Source organism: Streptomyces scabichelini, from assembly GCF_011045015.1.
Lineage (GTDB): Bacteria > Actinomycetota > Actinomycetes > Streptomycetales > Streptomycetaceae > Streptomyces > Streptomyces scabichelini.
On sequence record NZ_JAAKZY010000258.1, the window covers coordinates 1 to 13,841 of the forward strand.

Consider the following 13,841-nt stretch of genomic DNA (forward strand, 5'->3'; position numbering starts at 1 on the left):
GGGCTGGGGAAGAAACCCGCGGAGCGCTAAGCCGGGAAGCGCCGATCCACCCACCTCCACGAGACCTCCAGCACGACCGCCGCCCCCACCGCAACACCGACGGCAGTCCACGGCATAGGCGCCCCCACAAGCTTCAACGCAAAGAAGTCCTGCAGCCACGGCACCACCAGCACCAGCACAAACCCCGCCCCCATGGCCGCGACCAGACCGATCCGCCACCACGTGTACGGCCGCGCAATGATCGCCAGCACCCACATGGAGATCAGGAAGAGCGTCAACGTAGCCGCACTGGTCTCCGCATCCAGGGACCCCGGCCCGCTGTAGTACTCCCGCGCGATCAGATACGTGGCGAACGTGGCCATCGCCGCGACGGCACCCCCCGGAATCGCGTACCGCATGACCCGACGCACAAAGTGCGGCCTGGCCCGCTCCTTGTTCGGCGCCAGCGCGAGGAAGAACGCCGGGACGCCGATCGTCAGAGTCGACAGCAGTGTCAGATGCCGGGGCAGGAACGGATACTCGACCTGCGAGATCACCACCATGATCGCCAGCAGCACGGAGTACACGGTCTTGACGAGGAAGAGCGTCGCGACCCGGGTGATGTTGCCGATCACCCGCCGCCCCTCCGCGACCACGGAGGGCAAGGTCGCGAAGCTGTTGTTGAGGAGCACGATCTGCGCCACGGCCCGGGTGGCCTCCGAGCCCGAGCCCATCGAGACGCCGATGTCGGCGTCCTTGAGGGCCAGCACGTCGTTCACGCCGTCGCCCGTCATCGCCACCGTGTGCCCGTGCGACTGGAGCGCGCCCACCATGTCCCGCTTCTGCTGCGGGGTGACCCGCCCGAACACCGTGCCCGCGTCCAGGGCCTCGGCCATCGCGTCCTGCTCGGCGGGCAGCCGCCGGGCGTCGACGACGTTCCCTGTGAGCCCCAGTTTCCCGGCCACCGCGCCCACGGACACCGCGTTGTCGCCGGAGATGACCTTGGCCCGTACGTTCTGCTCGTCGAAGTACCGCAGCGTGTCCGCCGCGTCCGGACGCAGCCGCTGCTCCAGGACGACAAGCGCGGTGGGCGCCACACCGTCGGCGACCTCGGGGTCGTCAAGCTCGCGCTCGGCCCGGGCCAGCAGCAGCACCCGCAGGCCCTCCTCGTTGAGCCGCTCGGTCTCGGCAAGGGCCGGGTCACCGCCGGCCAGCAGTACGTCGGGGGCCCCGAGCAGCCACGTACTGGACTCGCCGTCGCGCTCGTTGAAGGACGCCCCGCTGTACTTGCGCGCGGACGAAAACGGCAGCGACTGAAGACACCGCCAGTCCGCACCGTTCGGGTAGGTGTCGATGATCGCCTGCAACGACGCGTTCGGCCGCGGGTCCGACTCCCCGAGCGCGCCGAGGACGGTGCGTATGTACGACTCGTCGTTGCCGTCCAGCGGGCGCAGCTCGCGGACGTCCATGCCGCCCTCGGTCAGCGTGCCCGTCTTGTCGAGGCAGACGGTGTCGACGCGGGCGAGCCCTTCGATGGCCGGCAGCTCCTGCACGAGGCACTGTTTCCGGCCGAGCCGGATGACGCCGATCGCGAAGGCGACGGACGTCAGCAGCACAAGACCCTCGGGGACCATCGGGACGATGCCGCCCACGGTCCGCGCGACGGAGTCCTTGAAGTCGTTGTCCTTGACGACGAGCTGGCTGATGATGAGGCCGATCGCTGTCGGGACCATCATCCACGTCACGTACTTGAGGATCGTGGAGATACCGGTCCGCAGCTCGGAGTGGACCAGCGTGAACCGGCTGGCCTCCTCGGCGAGCTGCGCCGCGTACGCCTCGCGCCCCACCTTCGTGGCGGTGAACGCGCCGCCGCCCGCCACCACGAAGCTGCCCGACATCACCTGGTCGCCGGGCTGCTTGACGACCGGGTCCGCCTCACCGGTGAGCAGTGACTCGTCGATCTCCAGGCTGTCGGTCTCGACGCACTCGCCGTCCACGACGATCTTGTCGCCCGGCCCGATCTCGATCAGGTCCCCGAGTACGATCTCGGAGGTGCCGATCTCGGCCGCGGCCCCGTCCCTGCGTACGGTCGGCCGCGCCTCGCCGATCACCGCGAGCGAGTCCAGGGTCTTCTTCGCGCGCCACTCCTGGATGATGCCGATGCCCGTGTTCGCGAGGATCACGAAGCCGAACAGGCTGTCCTGGATCGGCGCGACGGACAGCATGATCACCCAGAGCACGCCGATGATCGCGTTGAACCGGGTGAAGACGTTCGCGCGGACGATGTCGACCGTGGAGCGGCTGCTGCGCACGGGTACGTCGTTGACCTCGCCCCGGGCCACCCGCTCGGCGACCTCGGCCGAGGTCAGGCCCCTGGCCCGGGTGAGGGGACCGGGCACGGGATGCACAGGGTCGAGTTCGGCGCCCGCGTCGATGTGCGTCATGGTGTCGACGGTACGGGGCGATTTGGGGCTTCACACGCCGGGTGCGGCAAAGATCCGACCACGGAAGGATCTGGAACGCCGGGAAATGGTGCCGTAGTTGTACGGGACGCCGGTTACTCCGCCGCGGCGGCGGTGGGATCGGCCCCGGTCCCGCTCCCGGCTCCCGCCCCGGTATCGGCCTTGGCGTCGACGTCGGCATCGGCTGCGGCGCGCTTGATCGCAGCGTCCCGCTTCCGTACGTACCAGATGCCGATCAAGCCGAGACCGGCGCCGGCCAGGCAGGTCCACAGCCACCACAGATGCCCGTGGTCGTCGAACCAGCCATAGAAGGGAAGCTGCGCCAGGAAGAGGACGAACCAGAGGATCGCGCCACCCGTGACGGTGGCGACCACGGGCCCTTCAAGGGGTTCCGGTGCCTCGTGCCTGGGGGTCCACTTCGCCATGAGGACAGCTTACGGGGGTGCTCCCGCGCCTCTCCCGTGCCGTCGTATGACCCCGTAGGACTTCATGTGACTCCGTAGAACTTCATGTGACTCCGTAGAACTTCGCCGTCTCCTCGACCGCCGTCTGGAACCGCTCGTCGAAGTCATCGCGCATGAGCGTCCGGACGACGTAGTCCTGGACGCTCATTCCCCGTTTCGCCGCATGGTCACGGAGCCGGTCGAGCAGCTCTTCTTCTATCCGCAGGCTGAGCACGCTGGTCCCCATGCGTACGAGGGTCGCCGCCGCCGGCCGCGCGATGAGTCACTTTTTGGAGCCGACTCACTCATATGGGTGACGGAAGGGTTCCGTGGCCGGAGTCACGGGCATTGAGTTGTCGCTCGAGTGGTCTTTAGCGAGAGTAATGAGTTACGCTAAAGAACATGCCTGACCTCACACATGGCGACGACGCTGCCGCCGTGAACTCTCTGCGATCCGCCGTGATGCGCCTGTCGCGTCGACTCAAGCACCAGCGGGTCGACGAGTCGCTGAGCCCGACCGAGATGTCGGTGCTCGGCACCCTCGCCCGCTGCGGCACGGCCACCCCGGGCGAACTCGCCCGCAAGGAACACGTGCAGCCGCCCTCGATGACCCGCATCGTCGCCCTGCTCGAAGCCAAGGGGCTGGTCAGGCTGGAGCCGCATCCCGAGGACCGGCGCCAGAAGGTCGTCACGCAGACCGAGCGGGCCGAGGCGATGCTCGAGGAGAGCCGCCGCAAGCGGAACGTATGGCTTGCCGGACTGGTCGACGGCCTCGACGAGGACGACTGGGCCAAGCTGCGCGAGGCGGCGCCCGTCCTGGAGAAGCTCGCGCACATGTAGGCGTACGTGCGGTCGTACGCACCTGTGGTCGTACGCACCTGTACGTCCTCCCCCCAGCCGTCAAGCCAAAGGAGGCGAATCCTGTTGAGTACGGGACCCGGAGCACCTTCCGCCCCCGGACCGAACACCCCCGATTCCCCGATCACCGCCACGACGACGGCCAAGTCGTCGACCTTCAGCTCCCTGCGCATCCGGAACTACCGGCTCTTCGCCAGCGGAGCCATCGTCTCCAACACCGGCACCTGGATGTCCCGCATCACCCAGGACTGGCTGGTGCTGAGCCTGACCGGCTCCTCGGCCGCGGTCGGCATAACGACCGCGCTCCAGTTCCTGCCGATGCTGCTCTTCGGCCTGTACGGCGGCGTCATCGCCGACCGCTACCCCAAGCGCCGCATGCTGTTCTTCACCCAGGGCGCACTCGGCCTGTGCGGTCTCGCGCTCGCCGTGCTCACGCTGAGCGGCCAGGTGCAGGTCTGGCACGTGTACCTGATCGCGTTCCTGCTCGGCATGGTCACCGTCGTCGACAACCCGACCCGGCAGACCTTCGTCTCCGAGATGGTCGGCCCCGACCAGGTGCGCAACGCCGTCAGCCTCAACTCGGCCAACTTCCACTCCGCCCGCCTGATCGGCCCCGCCGTCGCGGGCGTCCTGATCTCCACGGTCGGCAGCGGCTGGGCCTTCCTGATCAACGGCCTCGCCTTCCTCGCCCCCATCACCGGCCTGCTCCTCATGCGGACGAGCGAGCTGCACGTGGTGGAGCGCGTGCCGCGCGGCAAGGGCCAGCTGAGGGAGGGCCTGCGCTACGTCGCCTCCCGGCCCGAACTGATCTGGCCGATCGTGCTCATAGGCTTCATCGGCACCTTCGGCTTCAACTTCCCCATCTGGCTCACCGCGTTCGCCGACGAGGTCTTCCACGCGGGCGCCGGTACGTACGGCTTCCTCAACACGCTCATGGCGGTCGGCTCGGTCGCCGGAGCGCTGCTCACCGCCCGCCGTGCCTCCGTGCGGCTGCGGGTCCTGGTGGGCGCGGCCCTGCTGTTCGGCCTACTGGAGATCGCGGCGGCGCTGGCCCCGGCGTACTGGCTCTTCGCCCTGCTCATGATCCCCACCGGCATGGCGGCCCTGACGGTCAACACGACCGCCAACGCCAGCGTCCAGATGGCCACCGACCCCGCCATGCGCGGCCGCGTCATGAGCCTGTTCATGATGGTCTTCGTCGGCGGTACGCCGCTGGGGGCGCCCATCGTCGGCTGGGCCACCGACACGTACGGCGTCCGTGTCGGCTTCGCGTTCGGCGGCCTGGTCTCGCTGCTGGCGGCGGCCACGGTCGGCCTGATCCTCGCCCGCGTCGGCGGCCTGCGCCTGTCGGTGGGCTGGCACCACGGCCATCCGCGGGTCCGCTTCGTGCCGCGGGAGGGGGAGCGGGAGCGGGAGTTGGCGACGGTGGTGTAGGGCGTGGGGCGCCTCGGCCGTTCGTCGGCCGTCAGTCGCGGGATACGCACGGTGACCGCGTCACGCTCCGGCGCGAAGGCGCACAGCGGGGAGACTGGCCCCATGAGACTTTTCGCCGCCGTGCTGCCGCCGGAGGACGCGACCGCCGAACTCGCCTCGGCGGTGGCCGAGTTGAAGAAGCTGCCCGATGCCCACGGGCTGCGCTGGACGGGCCGGCCCGGCTGGCACTTCACGCTCGCGTTCTACGGAGAGGTCGCCGACGAGCTCGTACCGGAGCTGTCGGCCCGGCTGGAGCGGGCGGCGCGACGGACGGATCCCTTTGAGCTGGCGCTGCGGGGCGGGGGCCGGTTCGGGGGCCGGGTGCTGTGGGTGGGGACGACGGGCGACGTCGGTACGATGCGCCGGCTCGCGGAACGGGCCGAGGCGGCGGGCCGGAAGGCGGGCGTACCGATGGGGGAGCAGCACCACGGTTACCACCCGCACCTCACGCTGGCCCGGAGCCGGGGCTCCGCCGACTTCGCGCCGTACGCCGCCCTGCTGCACGACTTCGCCGGACGGACGTGGACCGTGGGCGACCTCCGCCTCGTCCGCAGCAATCTGCCCGGCTCGGGTGTCCCGGGGGAACAGCCCCGCTACGAGACGTTCGCCCGGTGGGCCCTCGGCTCAGGGGCCTGAGGCCGTCCGGTTAGGCTCGACCACGTGGACCCGAAGACCCGTAACCGGATCATGGCCGGTGTACTTGTGCTGATGTTCGTCGTGGTGGCGCTGGCGGCAGCGCTCGGCAAGTAGCCCGCCGCCACCGCGCTCCGGCGTCCCTTCGGGGCGCCCCAAAGGGACGCCCCTGCGGGCATCACTGCCAGACATCGCTACCAGGCGAAGGACTCCGGTGACGGTCCCGGACCCGGGAAGATCTCGTCGAGGCCGGTCAGGAGTTCCTCGCTGAGCTCCAGCTCGACTGCCTTCAGCGCGGAGTCGAGTTGTCCGGCGGTGCGGGGGCCGACGATCGGGCCCGTCACGCCCGGGCGGGTCAGCAGCCAGGCCAGGGCGGCCTCGCCGGGCTCAAGGCCGTGCTTGTCGAGCAGGTCCTCGTACGCCTGGATCTGCGCGCGTGTGGAGGGGGTGGCGAGGGCGTCGGCGGCCCGGCCGGAGGCGCGGCGACCGCCCTCGACCTCCTTCTTGATGACGCCTCCCAGCAGACCGCCGTGCAGCGGGGACCAGGGGATGACGCCCAGACCGTAGTCCTGCGCGGCCGGGATGACCTCCATCTCGGCGCTGCGCTCGGCGAGGTTGTAGAGGCACTGCTCGCTGACGAGGCCGTACGAGCCGCGCCTGGCGGCGGTCTCGTTGGCCTGGGCGATCTTGTAGCCGGGGAAGTTGGAGGACCCCGCGTACAGGATCTTGCCCTGCTGCACGAGGACGTCGATGGCCTGCCAGATCTCCTCGAAGGGGGTCTGACGGTCGATGTGGTGGAACTGGTAGATGTCGATGTAGTCCGTCTGGAGGCGCTTCAGGCTGGCCTCCACCGCCCGCCGGATGTTGAGCGCGGAGAGCTTGTCGTGGTTGGGCCAGGCGGCGCCGTCACCGGCCATGTTCCCGTACACCTTGGTGGCCAGCACGGTCTTGTCCCGCCGCTCGCCGCCCTTGGCGAACCAGCTGCCGACGATCGACTCCGTACGGCCCTTGTTCTCGCCCCAGCCGTACACGTTGGCGGTGTCGAAGTAGTTGATGCCCGCGTCCAGCGCGGCATCCATGATCGTGTGGCTGTCCGCTTCGTCGGTCAGCGGACCGAAGTTCATCGTCCCGAGAACGATCCTGCTGACCTTGAGTCCTGTGCGTCCGAGCTGTGTGTACTTCATGACTGCTAAGCCAAGAGCGTGGAGTGAGCTCTAGGCAAGCCCGGGGCGGGGGAGCGGTGTCGACCGCGTGGGCGGGCGCCTCTTCGGGAGGGGTCCCAGGACCGGCGGCTTACAAATGCCGGGCGGGAATCCCCCTATCAGGAGGTTCAACTGATGAGTACCGGTATGCGCCGGCGAGCCGCGACCACTGCCCTCACGCTGACCACGGCGGGCGCACTCGGCTTCGGCCTCATGGCGCCGGTGGCGTCCGCCGCACCCGGGCCCTGCTACGACGGGCGGTGCAAGACCACCGTGTCGGCGCCCAAGACCATCAACGTCAACAGCAGCAAGTTCGGGTTCGGGAAGTTGAAGATCACCAGCATCAGCTCCCGGACCGTGCGGATGTCGGCCGCCGGCGGGGCACTCACCGGCAGCACCAGCCCGGGCGGGACCGTCCAGTTCAACAATCTCAAGGTCTGGGTGAAGTCGGTTTCCGGCAGCAAGGCCAAGCTCCAGCTTTTCCCCACGCGCTACTGACCTGTCCCGGCCTGTCCGAGCCTTTCGTCGAACCCCGGCGCGTTCGCCTCGCGCCGGGGTTCACCGGTGACCGGGTGACGGGGTGACCACGCCCCGTCTCACCCGACGGACGACGTTTCGCCCAGGTTTCCGGGAACGGCTAGGCTCCCGTCGTGGCTGAGATCCAGATTCCCGCTGACATCAAGCCCGCCGACGGACGATTCGGCTCGGGCCCCTCCAAGGTGCGGACGGAGGCGCTGGACGCGCTGGCCGCCACCGGTACGTCTCTCATGGGCACCTCCCACCGGCAGGCACCCGTCAAGAACCTCGTCGGGAAGGTCCGCGAGGGCGTGCGCGACCTCTTCTCCCTCCCCGAGGGGTACGAGGTCATCCTCGGCAACGGCGGCTCCACCGCGTTCTGGGACATCGCGACCCACGGGCTCATCGAGAACAAGTCGCAGCACCTGAGCTTCGGCGAGTTCTCGTCCAAGTTCGCGAAGGCCGCCAAGCTCGCGCCCTGGCTGGCCGAGCCGACCGTCATCACGAGCGACCCGGGTACCCACCCGGACCCGCAGGCCGAGGCCGGCGTGGACGTCTACGCGTTCACCCACAACGAGACCTCCACGGGCGTCGCAGCCCCCGTCAAGCGGGTCGACGGTGCCGACGAGGGCTCCCTCGTCGTCGTGGACGCGACGAGCGGCGCCGGCGGCCTCCCCGTCGACATCGCCGAGACGGACGTCTACTACTTCGCCCCGCAGAAGTCCTTCGCCGCGGACGGCGGCCTGTGGATCGGTATCTTCTCCCCGGCCGCCATCGAGCGCGCCGAGCGGATTCATGCCGGCGGGCGGCACGTGCCGGAGTTCTTCTCGCTCCCCACCGCGATCGACAACTCCCGCAAGAACCAGACGTACAACACCCCGGCCCTCGCCACCCTCTTCCTACTCAACGATCAGCTGGAGTGGCTCAACGGCCAGGGCGGCCTGGACTGGTCGGTGCGCCGCACCGCCACCTCCGCGCGCACCCTCTACGGCTGGGCCGAGGACCTCAAGTACGCCAACCCGTTCGTCACCGACCCGGCCAAGCGCTCCCAGGTCATCGGCACGATCGACTTCTCGGACGAGGTCGACGCGGCGGCCGTCGCCAAGGTCCTGCGCGCCAACGGCATCGTCGACACCGAGCCGTACCGCAAGCTCGGCCGCAACCAGCTTCGCGTCGCGATGTTCCCGGCGATCGACCCGGCGGACATCGAGGCCCTCACGAAGTGCGTCGACTACGTGATCGAGAAGCTCTGATCACTTCGGTACGACTCACTTCGGTACGACGGTGAGGGGCGCCCGGTGAATGCCGGGCGCCCCTTGTCGTCGGCGTCCTCGGCGTCGTCGGCTCGCCGACGCCGTTCCGGTGGCGGTGGCGGTGGCGGTGGCGGAGGGCTCAGTCCGTCACGACGTTGAAGGCGGGAACGATCTTCGGCTGCACATCGCCGAACCCGAGGTCCCGCAGGATGGGCAGAATGATCTGGCCGAACTGGTTGAAGGCCTCCTCGGACTCCCAGACGTCCGCCACGAACCAGCCGTTCTGACTCGGACCCGCGATGTGGGCGACGAGACCGGGCACCGGCCAGTCGGAGCTGACTTTGGGCAGACCGCGCCCCTGGTTCACTCTGCTCGCACCCTCCTCGTACTGGGCCTGCGTCATGCCGGGCGTGTCGAACACAGCGATGATCGCCATGATCACTCCGTTTCACTGAGAGTCCTCGAGCCTCCCAGTCGACCGTCCCGGCCATCCGCCCGCACGCCGGAGCGGGCCGATCGGACGAGCCCGGGCCCCTCGCAGGCCTCGCCCTCGGTACCCGGCGGCTCAAGAGGGCGCCCGGCGAACACCGGGCGCCCCCCATTCCCGTACCGGAGAAGCCGCAGAAATCAGCGGCTCAGCTTCTGGAAGCGGCGCACCGCGATCGGTACGAAGATCGCCGTGAGGATCAGCGGCCAGACCGCCGACATCAGCAGCGCGTGCTGCTCGACCCACGAGTCGCCGCTGCCGACCGGGGTGCCGAAGAGTTCGCGGGTGGCCGCGGCGGTGGAGGAGATCGGGTTCCAGGCCGCCACGAAGCCCAGCCAGTCCGGCATCAGCTGGGGCGCGACGAAGATGCTGGAGATCATGGTCAGCGGGAAGGCGACCGCGAACAGGCCGCCCGCCGCCTCCGGGTTGGGCACCAGGAGGCCGAGCCACACGCCGAGCCAGATCAGTGCGAACCGCAGCCACAGCAGCAGCGCGAAGGCCCCGAGGAAACCGAACCCGCCGTCGGGCCGCCATCCCATGGCGACCGCGGTGAGCATCAGGATCGTCAACTCCGCGCAGGCCACGATCAGATCGGTGACGGCCCGCCCGGCGACGACCGCGGACGGCGCCATGGGCATGGAGCGGAACCGGTCGATGACGCCGTTGGTGGAGTCGTACACGACGACCGTCGCGGTGTTGATGAACCCGAAGGCCATCGTCATCACGAACATGCCCGGCATCAGGAAGTCCTTGTAGTCCCCGCCGCCGGGCACCTTCATCGCGCTGCCGAAGACGTACCCGTACAGCAGGACGGACAGGATCGGGAAGCCCAACTGCCAGGCGATGTTGATCGGTTGGCGCTGGTAGTGGGTGAGGCCGCGGCGCACGATGTTCCAGCTGTCGGCCAGAGCCCAGTAGACGCGGCCGCGGGTGCTCTGCCCGGTGGTCAGATCGAGCGTGCTCATGCCGCCGCCTCCTCCTTCTGATGCTGGGACTTCTGATCTGGGGACTTCTGATCCTGGGACACGTCCGTGCGGTGTCCCGTCAGGCGCAGGAACACGTCGTCGAGGCTCGGTCTGCGCAGGCCGATGTCCTCGACCGCGACCGCCTCGTCCTGGAGGGTGCGCGCCACCTCGGTGAGGGCGAGCACCCGGTCGGTCACGGGCGCGTGCACCTTCAACTCGGTCTCGTCCGTCTCCGGTTCGCCGTCGGAGACCCGGGCGACGACCTTCACGACGCGCGGGATGTCGGCGCGCTCGGCCAGGACGACCTCGATACGGTCGCCGCCGACCGTGTTCTTCAGGCCGTCCGGGGTGTCGTCGGCGATCGCGCGACCCTGGTCGATCACGGTGATGTGCGAGGCGAGCTTGTCGGCCTCCTCCAGGTACTGCGTGGTCAGCAGGACGGTCGTGCCGCTCGCCACCAGCGCCCGTACGGAGTCCCAGACCTCACCCCGGCTGCGGGGGTCGAGCCCGGTGGTCGGCTCGTCGAGGAACAGCACGGTCGGGGCGAGGATCATCGAGGCGGCGAGGTCCAGGCGCCGCCGCATGCCTCCGCTGTACTTTGCGACTCCCTTGCCGGCCGCGTCCACCAGGTCGAACTGCTCCAGCAGTTCGCCGGCCCGCAACCGCGCCCGCTTTCCGCCCAGGTGGAACAGCCGCCCGAACATCTCCAGGTTCTGCCGCCCCGTCAGCACCTCGTCCACGGCCGCGTACTGACCGGTGAGGCCGATCCGTGCCCGTACCTCCCGTGGCTGCCGTGCCACGTCCAGGCCCGCCACGCGCGCCTGCCCGCCGTCGAGCCTGATGAGCGTCGACAGGATGCGGACGGCGGTGGTCTTGCCCGCGCCGTTCGGCCCGAGCAGGCCGTGCACGGTTCCCTCCCGCACCGCCAGGTCGAAGCCGTCGAGGGCGCGCTTCTCCCCGTACCTCTTCTCGAGCCCCTCGGCCCGGACCGCGTAACCGTCCATGTGTACCCCTCCCGTTGGAAACCCCAGGCGCAAGACCCAAAACTGAGTACGCCGTACCCTATTGAGAGTACACCGTACCCAGTTTTGGTCCAAGGGATTATCCTGAAGCGCATGGCGAGCACGTCGGGTCCGGACACCAGCGGCAGCGGAGACATCGTCCGCACCCTCGAACTGCTGTGGGACATGGGCCGTCGGCCCAGTCGCGGCCCGAAGCCGGGGCTCACGCTCGACCGGATCGTGGAAGCGGCCGTCCGGATCGCGGACGCGGAGGGCCTGGAGGCCGTCTCGATGCGCCGGCTCTCCACCGAGCTGGGCACCGGCACGATGTCCCTGTACCGGTACGTCCCCGGCAAGGGCGAACTGCTCGACCTGATGCTGGACCGCGTACAGCGTCCGGCCGAGGACGACGCCGCCTACGGGGAGGGCTGGCGCGCGGCTCTGGAGACCATGGCGCGTGAGACTCTCGCCCTCTACCGCCGCCATCCCTGGCTGCTCCAGGTGAACCAGTCCCGCCCGGTGCTCGGCCCGAGCGCCGTCGAGGGCATGGAGAAGGTGCTCGTCCGCATCAAGCCCACGGGCCTGTCCGACCCCGAGCTGATCTCGGCGATCGTCATGATCGACGGGTACGTCGTCGGAGCCGCCCGCACGCAGCTGTACGAGAAGGAGGCGGAACGGAAGTCGGGCCTGACGGACACGGAGTTCTGGTCGGCCCAGGCCCCGGTGCTGGAGAAAGTCATGACCAGCGGCCGCTACCCCGTCCTCGCCTCGCTCGGCGAAGAGACCTTCGGGTCCGACTTCGACCACTTCGAGTTCGGGCTGCAGCGCATGCTGGACGGGCTGGAGTCGTTCATCGCCCGACGCAGCAAAGGGTGACAAACAGGGCGGTCGGTGCCTCTATGGAGGCATGAGTATTCCCGTCACGCGCCCCGAGCTCGTCCCCTTCGCCAGGCAGTGGGCCGCACTGCTCACCACCCACAAGAAGGACGGCACGGGCGTGGGCACTCCGGTGAGTCTCGTCGTGGAGGGCGACCACGCGTACTTCCGTACGCCGGGCAAGGCGTCGAAGGTCAAGCGGCTGCGCCGCGACCCGGAGGTGGAACTCGCCCCCGCCACCCCGCGCGGCACGCCCGTCGGGCCGGCGATCCACGCCCGGGCCCGGCTTCTTGACCGCGGCAGCGACGAGGACAGGCACGCGGCGAAACTGCTGCGCCGCAAGCACCCGTTCCTTCAGGGCGTCTTCGTACCGCTCACGCACAAGGTGATGCGGACGTCGACGCTGCACTACGAGGTGCGCCCGCTGGAGAAGTGAGCCGGAGAAGTGAGCTGGAGAAGTGAGGTCCGGCCTCCCGGGGGGGGGAGAGAGACGGGAGGCCGGACCCGTCACGACGTCGCCAGCGCCTCCGTCGGGGGCAACCTGGCCGCCCGTACCGCCGGATAGAACCCGGCGAGACCGCCGATGACGAGCGTCGCGCCCAGGCCGCCGGCCATCGCCCAGGCGGGGACTACGGCAGGCCAGCCCTGGTAGGAGGCGTAGCCGCCCGTGACCGCGATGCCGAGCAGTACGCCGCCCGCCCCGCCGAGCGCGGACAGCAGCAGCGACTCGCACAGGAACTGCGTACGGATCTGTCCCTTGGTGGCCCCCATGGAGCGGCGCAGCCCGATCTCGGAGCGTCGCTCCAGGACCGAGATGACCATGGTGTTGGCGACGCCGACCCCGCCGACCAGCAGGGCGACCGCACCGAGCCCGAGCAGCAGACCGGCCAGGGTCTCGTCGGTGGCCTCCTTGGCGGCGAGCGCGTCGGAAGGCCGGGACACCTCGACGGACGACGGGTCCTCCGGGTTGGCGGTGGCACCCAGCACGGACTGCACGTCGGTGACCGCGTCGGAGTCGGCACGGGTGAACACGGTCGTCGGGTGGCCGTCGAAACCGAGGAGTTCCTCGGCCGCGGGCCAGCCGACCAGCGCCGCCGAGTCCGTCTCGGGGAGCAGCTCGTTGGGCGCGAGCAGCCCGATCACGGTGAACCAGCGGTCGCCGAGCCACACTTGGACGTCCGCGCCCGTGTCGTGCACGCCGAGCTGCTCGGCGGCGCGCGGGCCGAGGACGACGGCCGGGTACGTGGCGTTGGCGGCGTTCAGCCACCTGCCCTCGGCGATCTGGGTGCCGAGCGTCTCCGGCAGCCCTGTGCGGGCCGCGTAGACGCCGATGCCGCCGGTCTCCTCCTCCGGTATGTGATCGTTGCGGTACACCTTGGCGTCGGTCAGCCCGACCGCCGAGACGGACTCGACCGGCCCGATCCGCCGCACCATCTCCTCCGCCTCGTCCGGCAGCCGGGCATCGCCCCCGCCGAACGACTGCCCCGGCTCCACGGTCAGCAGATTCGTACCGAGCGCGTCCAGCTTCCGGTTCAGGTCCTCCCCACTGGACGTCGAGATCCCGACGACCCCGATCATCGCGGCGATCCCGATCGCGATGCCCAACGCGGACAGGAACACCCGCATGGGGCGCGAGCGCAGCCCGAACCCGGCGACGCGCACCACGTCCGTGGGGGTGAGTCGGGCGGGGCGG

At 69.6% G+C, this 13,841-nt stretch carries 15 protein-coding genes; 7 read left to right on the plus strand and 8 right to left on the minus strand.

Features of this window, described 5'->3' with window-relative positions:
• Nucleotides 1-26: 26 nt before the first annotated feature.
• The 3 genes from G5C60_RS44160 to G5C60_RS44170 form a co-directional block, all read right to left on the minus strand.
• Nucleotides 27-2,423: an HAD-IC family P-type ATPase gene (locus tag G5C60_RS44160; RefSeq protein WP_165268769.1), complete on the minus strand. Its 2,397-nt coding sequence runs from the start codon at nucleotides 2,421-2,423 to the stop codon at nucleotides 27-29.
• Nucleotides 2,424-2,536: 113 nt separating this feature from the next.
• A complete protein-coding gene (locus G5C60_RS44165) occupies nucleotides 2,537-2,866 on the minus strand; it encodes a DUF2530 domain-containing protein (protein ID WP_165268771.1) in 330 nt (109 codons plus the stop codon).
• A gap of 82 nt (nucleotides 2,867-2,948) precedes the next feature.
• The gene (locus G5C60_RS44170; RefSeq protein ID WP_165268773.1) at nucleotides 2,949-3,131 is read right to left on the minus strand and encodes a ribbon-helix-helix protein, CopG family; all 183 of its coding nucleotides are present in this window, start codon (nucleotides 3,129-3,131) and stop codon (nucleotides 2,949-2,951) included.
• 155 nt (nucleotides 3,132-3,286) lie between these two features.
• On the opposite strand from G5C60_RS44170, the gene G5C60_RS44175 reads away from it, so the two are divergent.
• From G5C60_RS44175 to thpR, 3 genes are all read left to right on the plus strand, one after another.
• Nucleotides 3,287-3,724, plus strand: coding sequence for a MarR family winged helix-turn-helix transcriptional regulator (locus G5C60_RS44175; protein WP_165268775.1), 438 nt, complete (start codon nucleotides 3,287-3,289; stop codon nucleotides 3,722-3,724).
• Nucleotides 3,725-3,808: 84 nt separating this feature from the next.
• Nucleotides 3,809-5,176 carry an MFS transporter gene (locus G5C60_RS44180; RefSeq protein WP_165268777.1) on the plus strand — a complete coding sequence of 456 codons (1,368 nt, stop codon included), beginning with the start codon at nucleotides 3,809-3,811 and terminating at the stop codon, nucleotides 5,174-5,176.
• 102 nt (nucleotides 5,177-5,278) lie between these two features.
• Complete coding sequence (thpR, locus tag G5C60_RS44185) at nucleotides 5,279-5,851, plus strand: RNA 2',3'-cyclic phosphodiesterase (protein ID WP_165268779.1); 573 nt, start codon at nucleotides 5,279-5,281, stop codon at nucleotides 5,849-5,851.
• Nucleotides 5,852-6,042: 191 nt separating this feature from the next.
• On the opposite strand, the gene G5C60_RS44190 is transcribed toward thpR, so the two are convergent.
• A complete protein-coding gene (locus G5C60_RS44190; protein WP_165268781.1) occupies nucleotides 6,043-7,032 on the minus strand; it encodes an aldo/keto reductase in 990 nt (329 codons plus the stop codon).
• A gap of 153 nt (nucleotides 7,033-7,185) precedes the next feature.
• Between G5C60_RS44190 and G5C60_RS44195 the strand changes: the two genes are divergently transcribed.
• Nucleotides 7,186-7,548: a hypothetical protein gene (locus G5C60_RS44195; RefSeq protein WP_165268783.1), complete on the plus strand. Its 363-nt coding sequence runs from the start codon at nucleotides 7,186-7,188 to the stop codon at nucleotides 7,546-7,548.
• Between the two features lie 152 nt (nucleotides 7,549-7,700).
• Nucleotides 7,701-8,819, plus strand: coding sequence for a phosphoserine transaminase (serC, locus tag G5C60_RS44200; RefSeq protein ID WP_165268785.1), 1,119 nt, complete (start codon nucleotides 7,701-7,703; stop codon nucleotides 8,817-8,819).
• A gap of 139 nt (nucleotides 8,820-8,958) precedes the next feature.
• Here the strand turns inward: serC and G5C60_RS44205 are convergent, their stop codons facing one another.
• The 3 genes from G5C60_RS44205 to G5C60_RS44215 all read right to left on the minus strand — a co-directional run bounded on the left by G5C60_RS44205 (nucleotide 8,959) and on the right by G5C60_RS44215 (nucleotide 11,275).
• Nucleotides 8,959-9,255: a hypothetical protein gene (locus tag G5C60_RS44205; RefSeq protein WP_165268787.1), complete on the minus strand. Its 297-nt coding sequence runs from the start codon at nucleotides 9,253-9,255 to the stop codon at nucleotides 8,959-8,961.
• Between the two features lie 191 nt (nucleotides 9,256-9,446).
• The gene (locus tag G5C60_RS44210; protein ID WP_165268789.1) at nucleotides 9,447-10,271 is read right to left on the minus strand and encodes an ABC transporter permease; all 825 of its coding nucleotides are present in this window, start codon (nucleotides 10,269-10,271) and stop codon (nucleotides 9,447-9,449) included.
• Nucleotides 10,268-11,275 (minus strand): ATP-binding cassette domain-containing protein, encoded by a 1,008-nt coding sequence (locus G5C60_RS44215; RefSeq protein WP_165268791.1) that lies wholly within the window; start codon nucleotides 11,273-11,275, stop codon nucleotides 10,268-10,270. Before G5C60_RS44215 ends, G5C60_RS44210 begins: the two co-directional genes overlap by 4 nt.
• Before the next feature lie 111 nt (nucleotides 11,276-11,386).
• Here G5C60_RS44215 and G5C60_RS44220 point away from each other — a divergent pair, with 111 nt between their 5' ends.
• Together G5C60_RS44220 and G5C60_RS44225 are read left to right on the plus strand one after the other, a co-directional pair.
• Nucleotides 11,387-12,148 carry a TetR/AcrR family transcriptional regulator gene (locus G5C60_RS44220; protein ID WP_165268793.1) on the plus strand — a complete coding sequence of 254 codons (762 nt, stop codon included), beginning with the start codon at nucleotides 11,387-11,389 and terminating at the stop codon, nucleotides 12,146-12,148.
• Nucleotides 12,149-12,179: 31 nt separating this feature from the next.
• The gene (locus G5C60_RS44225) at nucleotides 12,180-12,584 is read left to right on the plus strand and encodes a PPOX class F420-dependent oxidoreductase (RefSeq protein ID WP_165268795.1); all 405 of its coding nucleotides are present in this window, start codon (nucleotides 12,180-12,182) and stop codon (nucleotides 12,582-12,584) included.
• A 71-nt stretch (nucleotides 12,585-12,655) separates the two neighbouring features.
• Here the strand turns inward: G5C60_RS44225 and G5C60_RS44230 are convergent.
• Nucleotides 12,656-13,841 (minus strand): ABC transporter permease (locus tag G5C60_RS44230; RefSeq protein WP_241267512.1); only part of this gene is annotated, 1,186 nt, incomplete at its 5' end.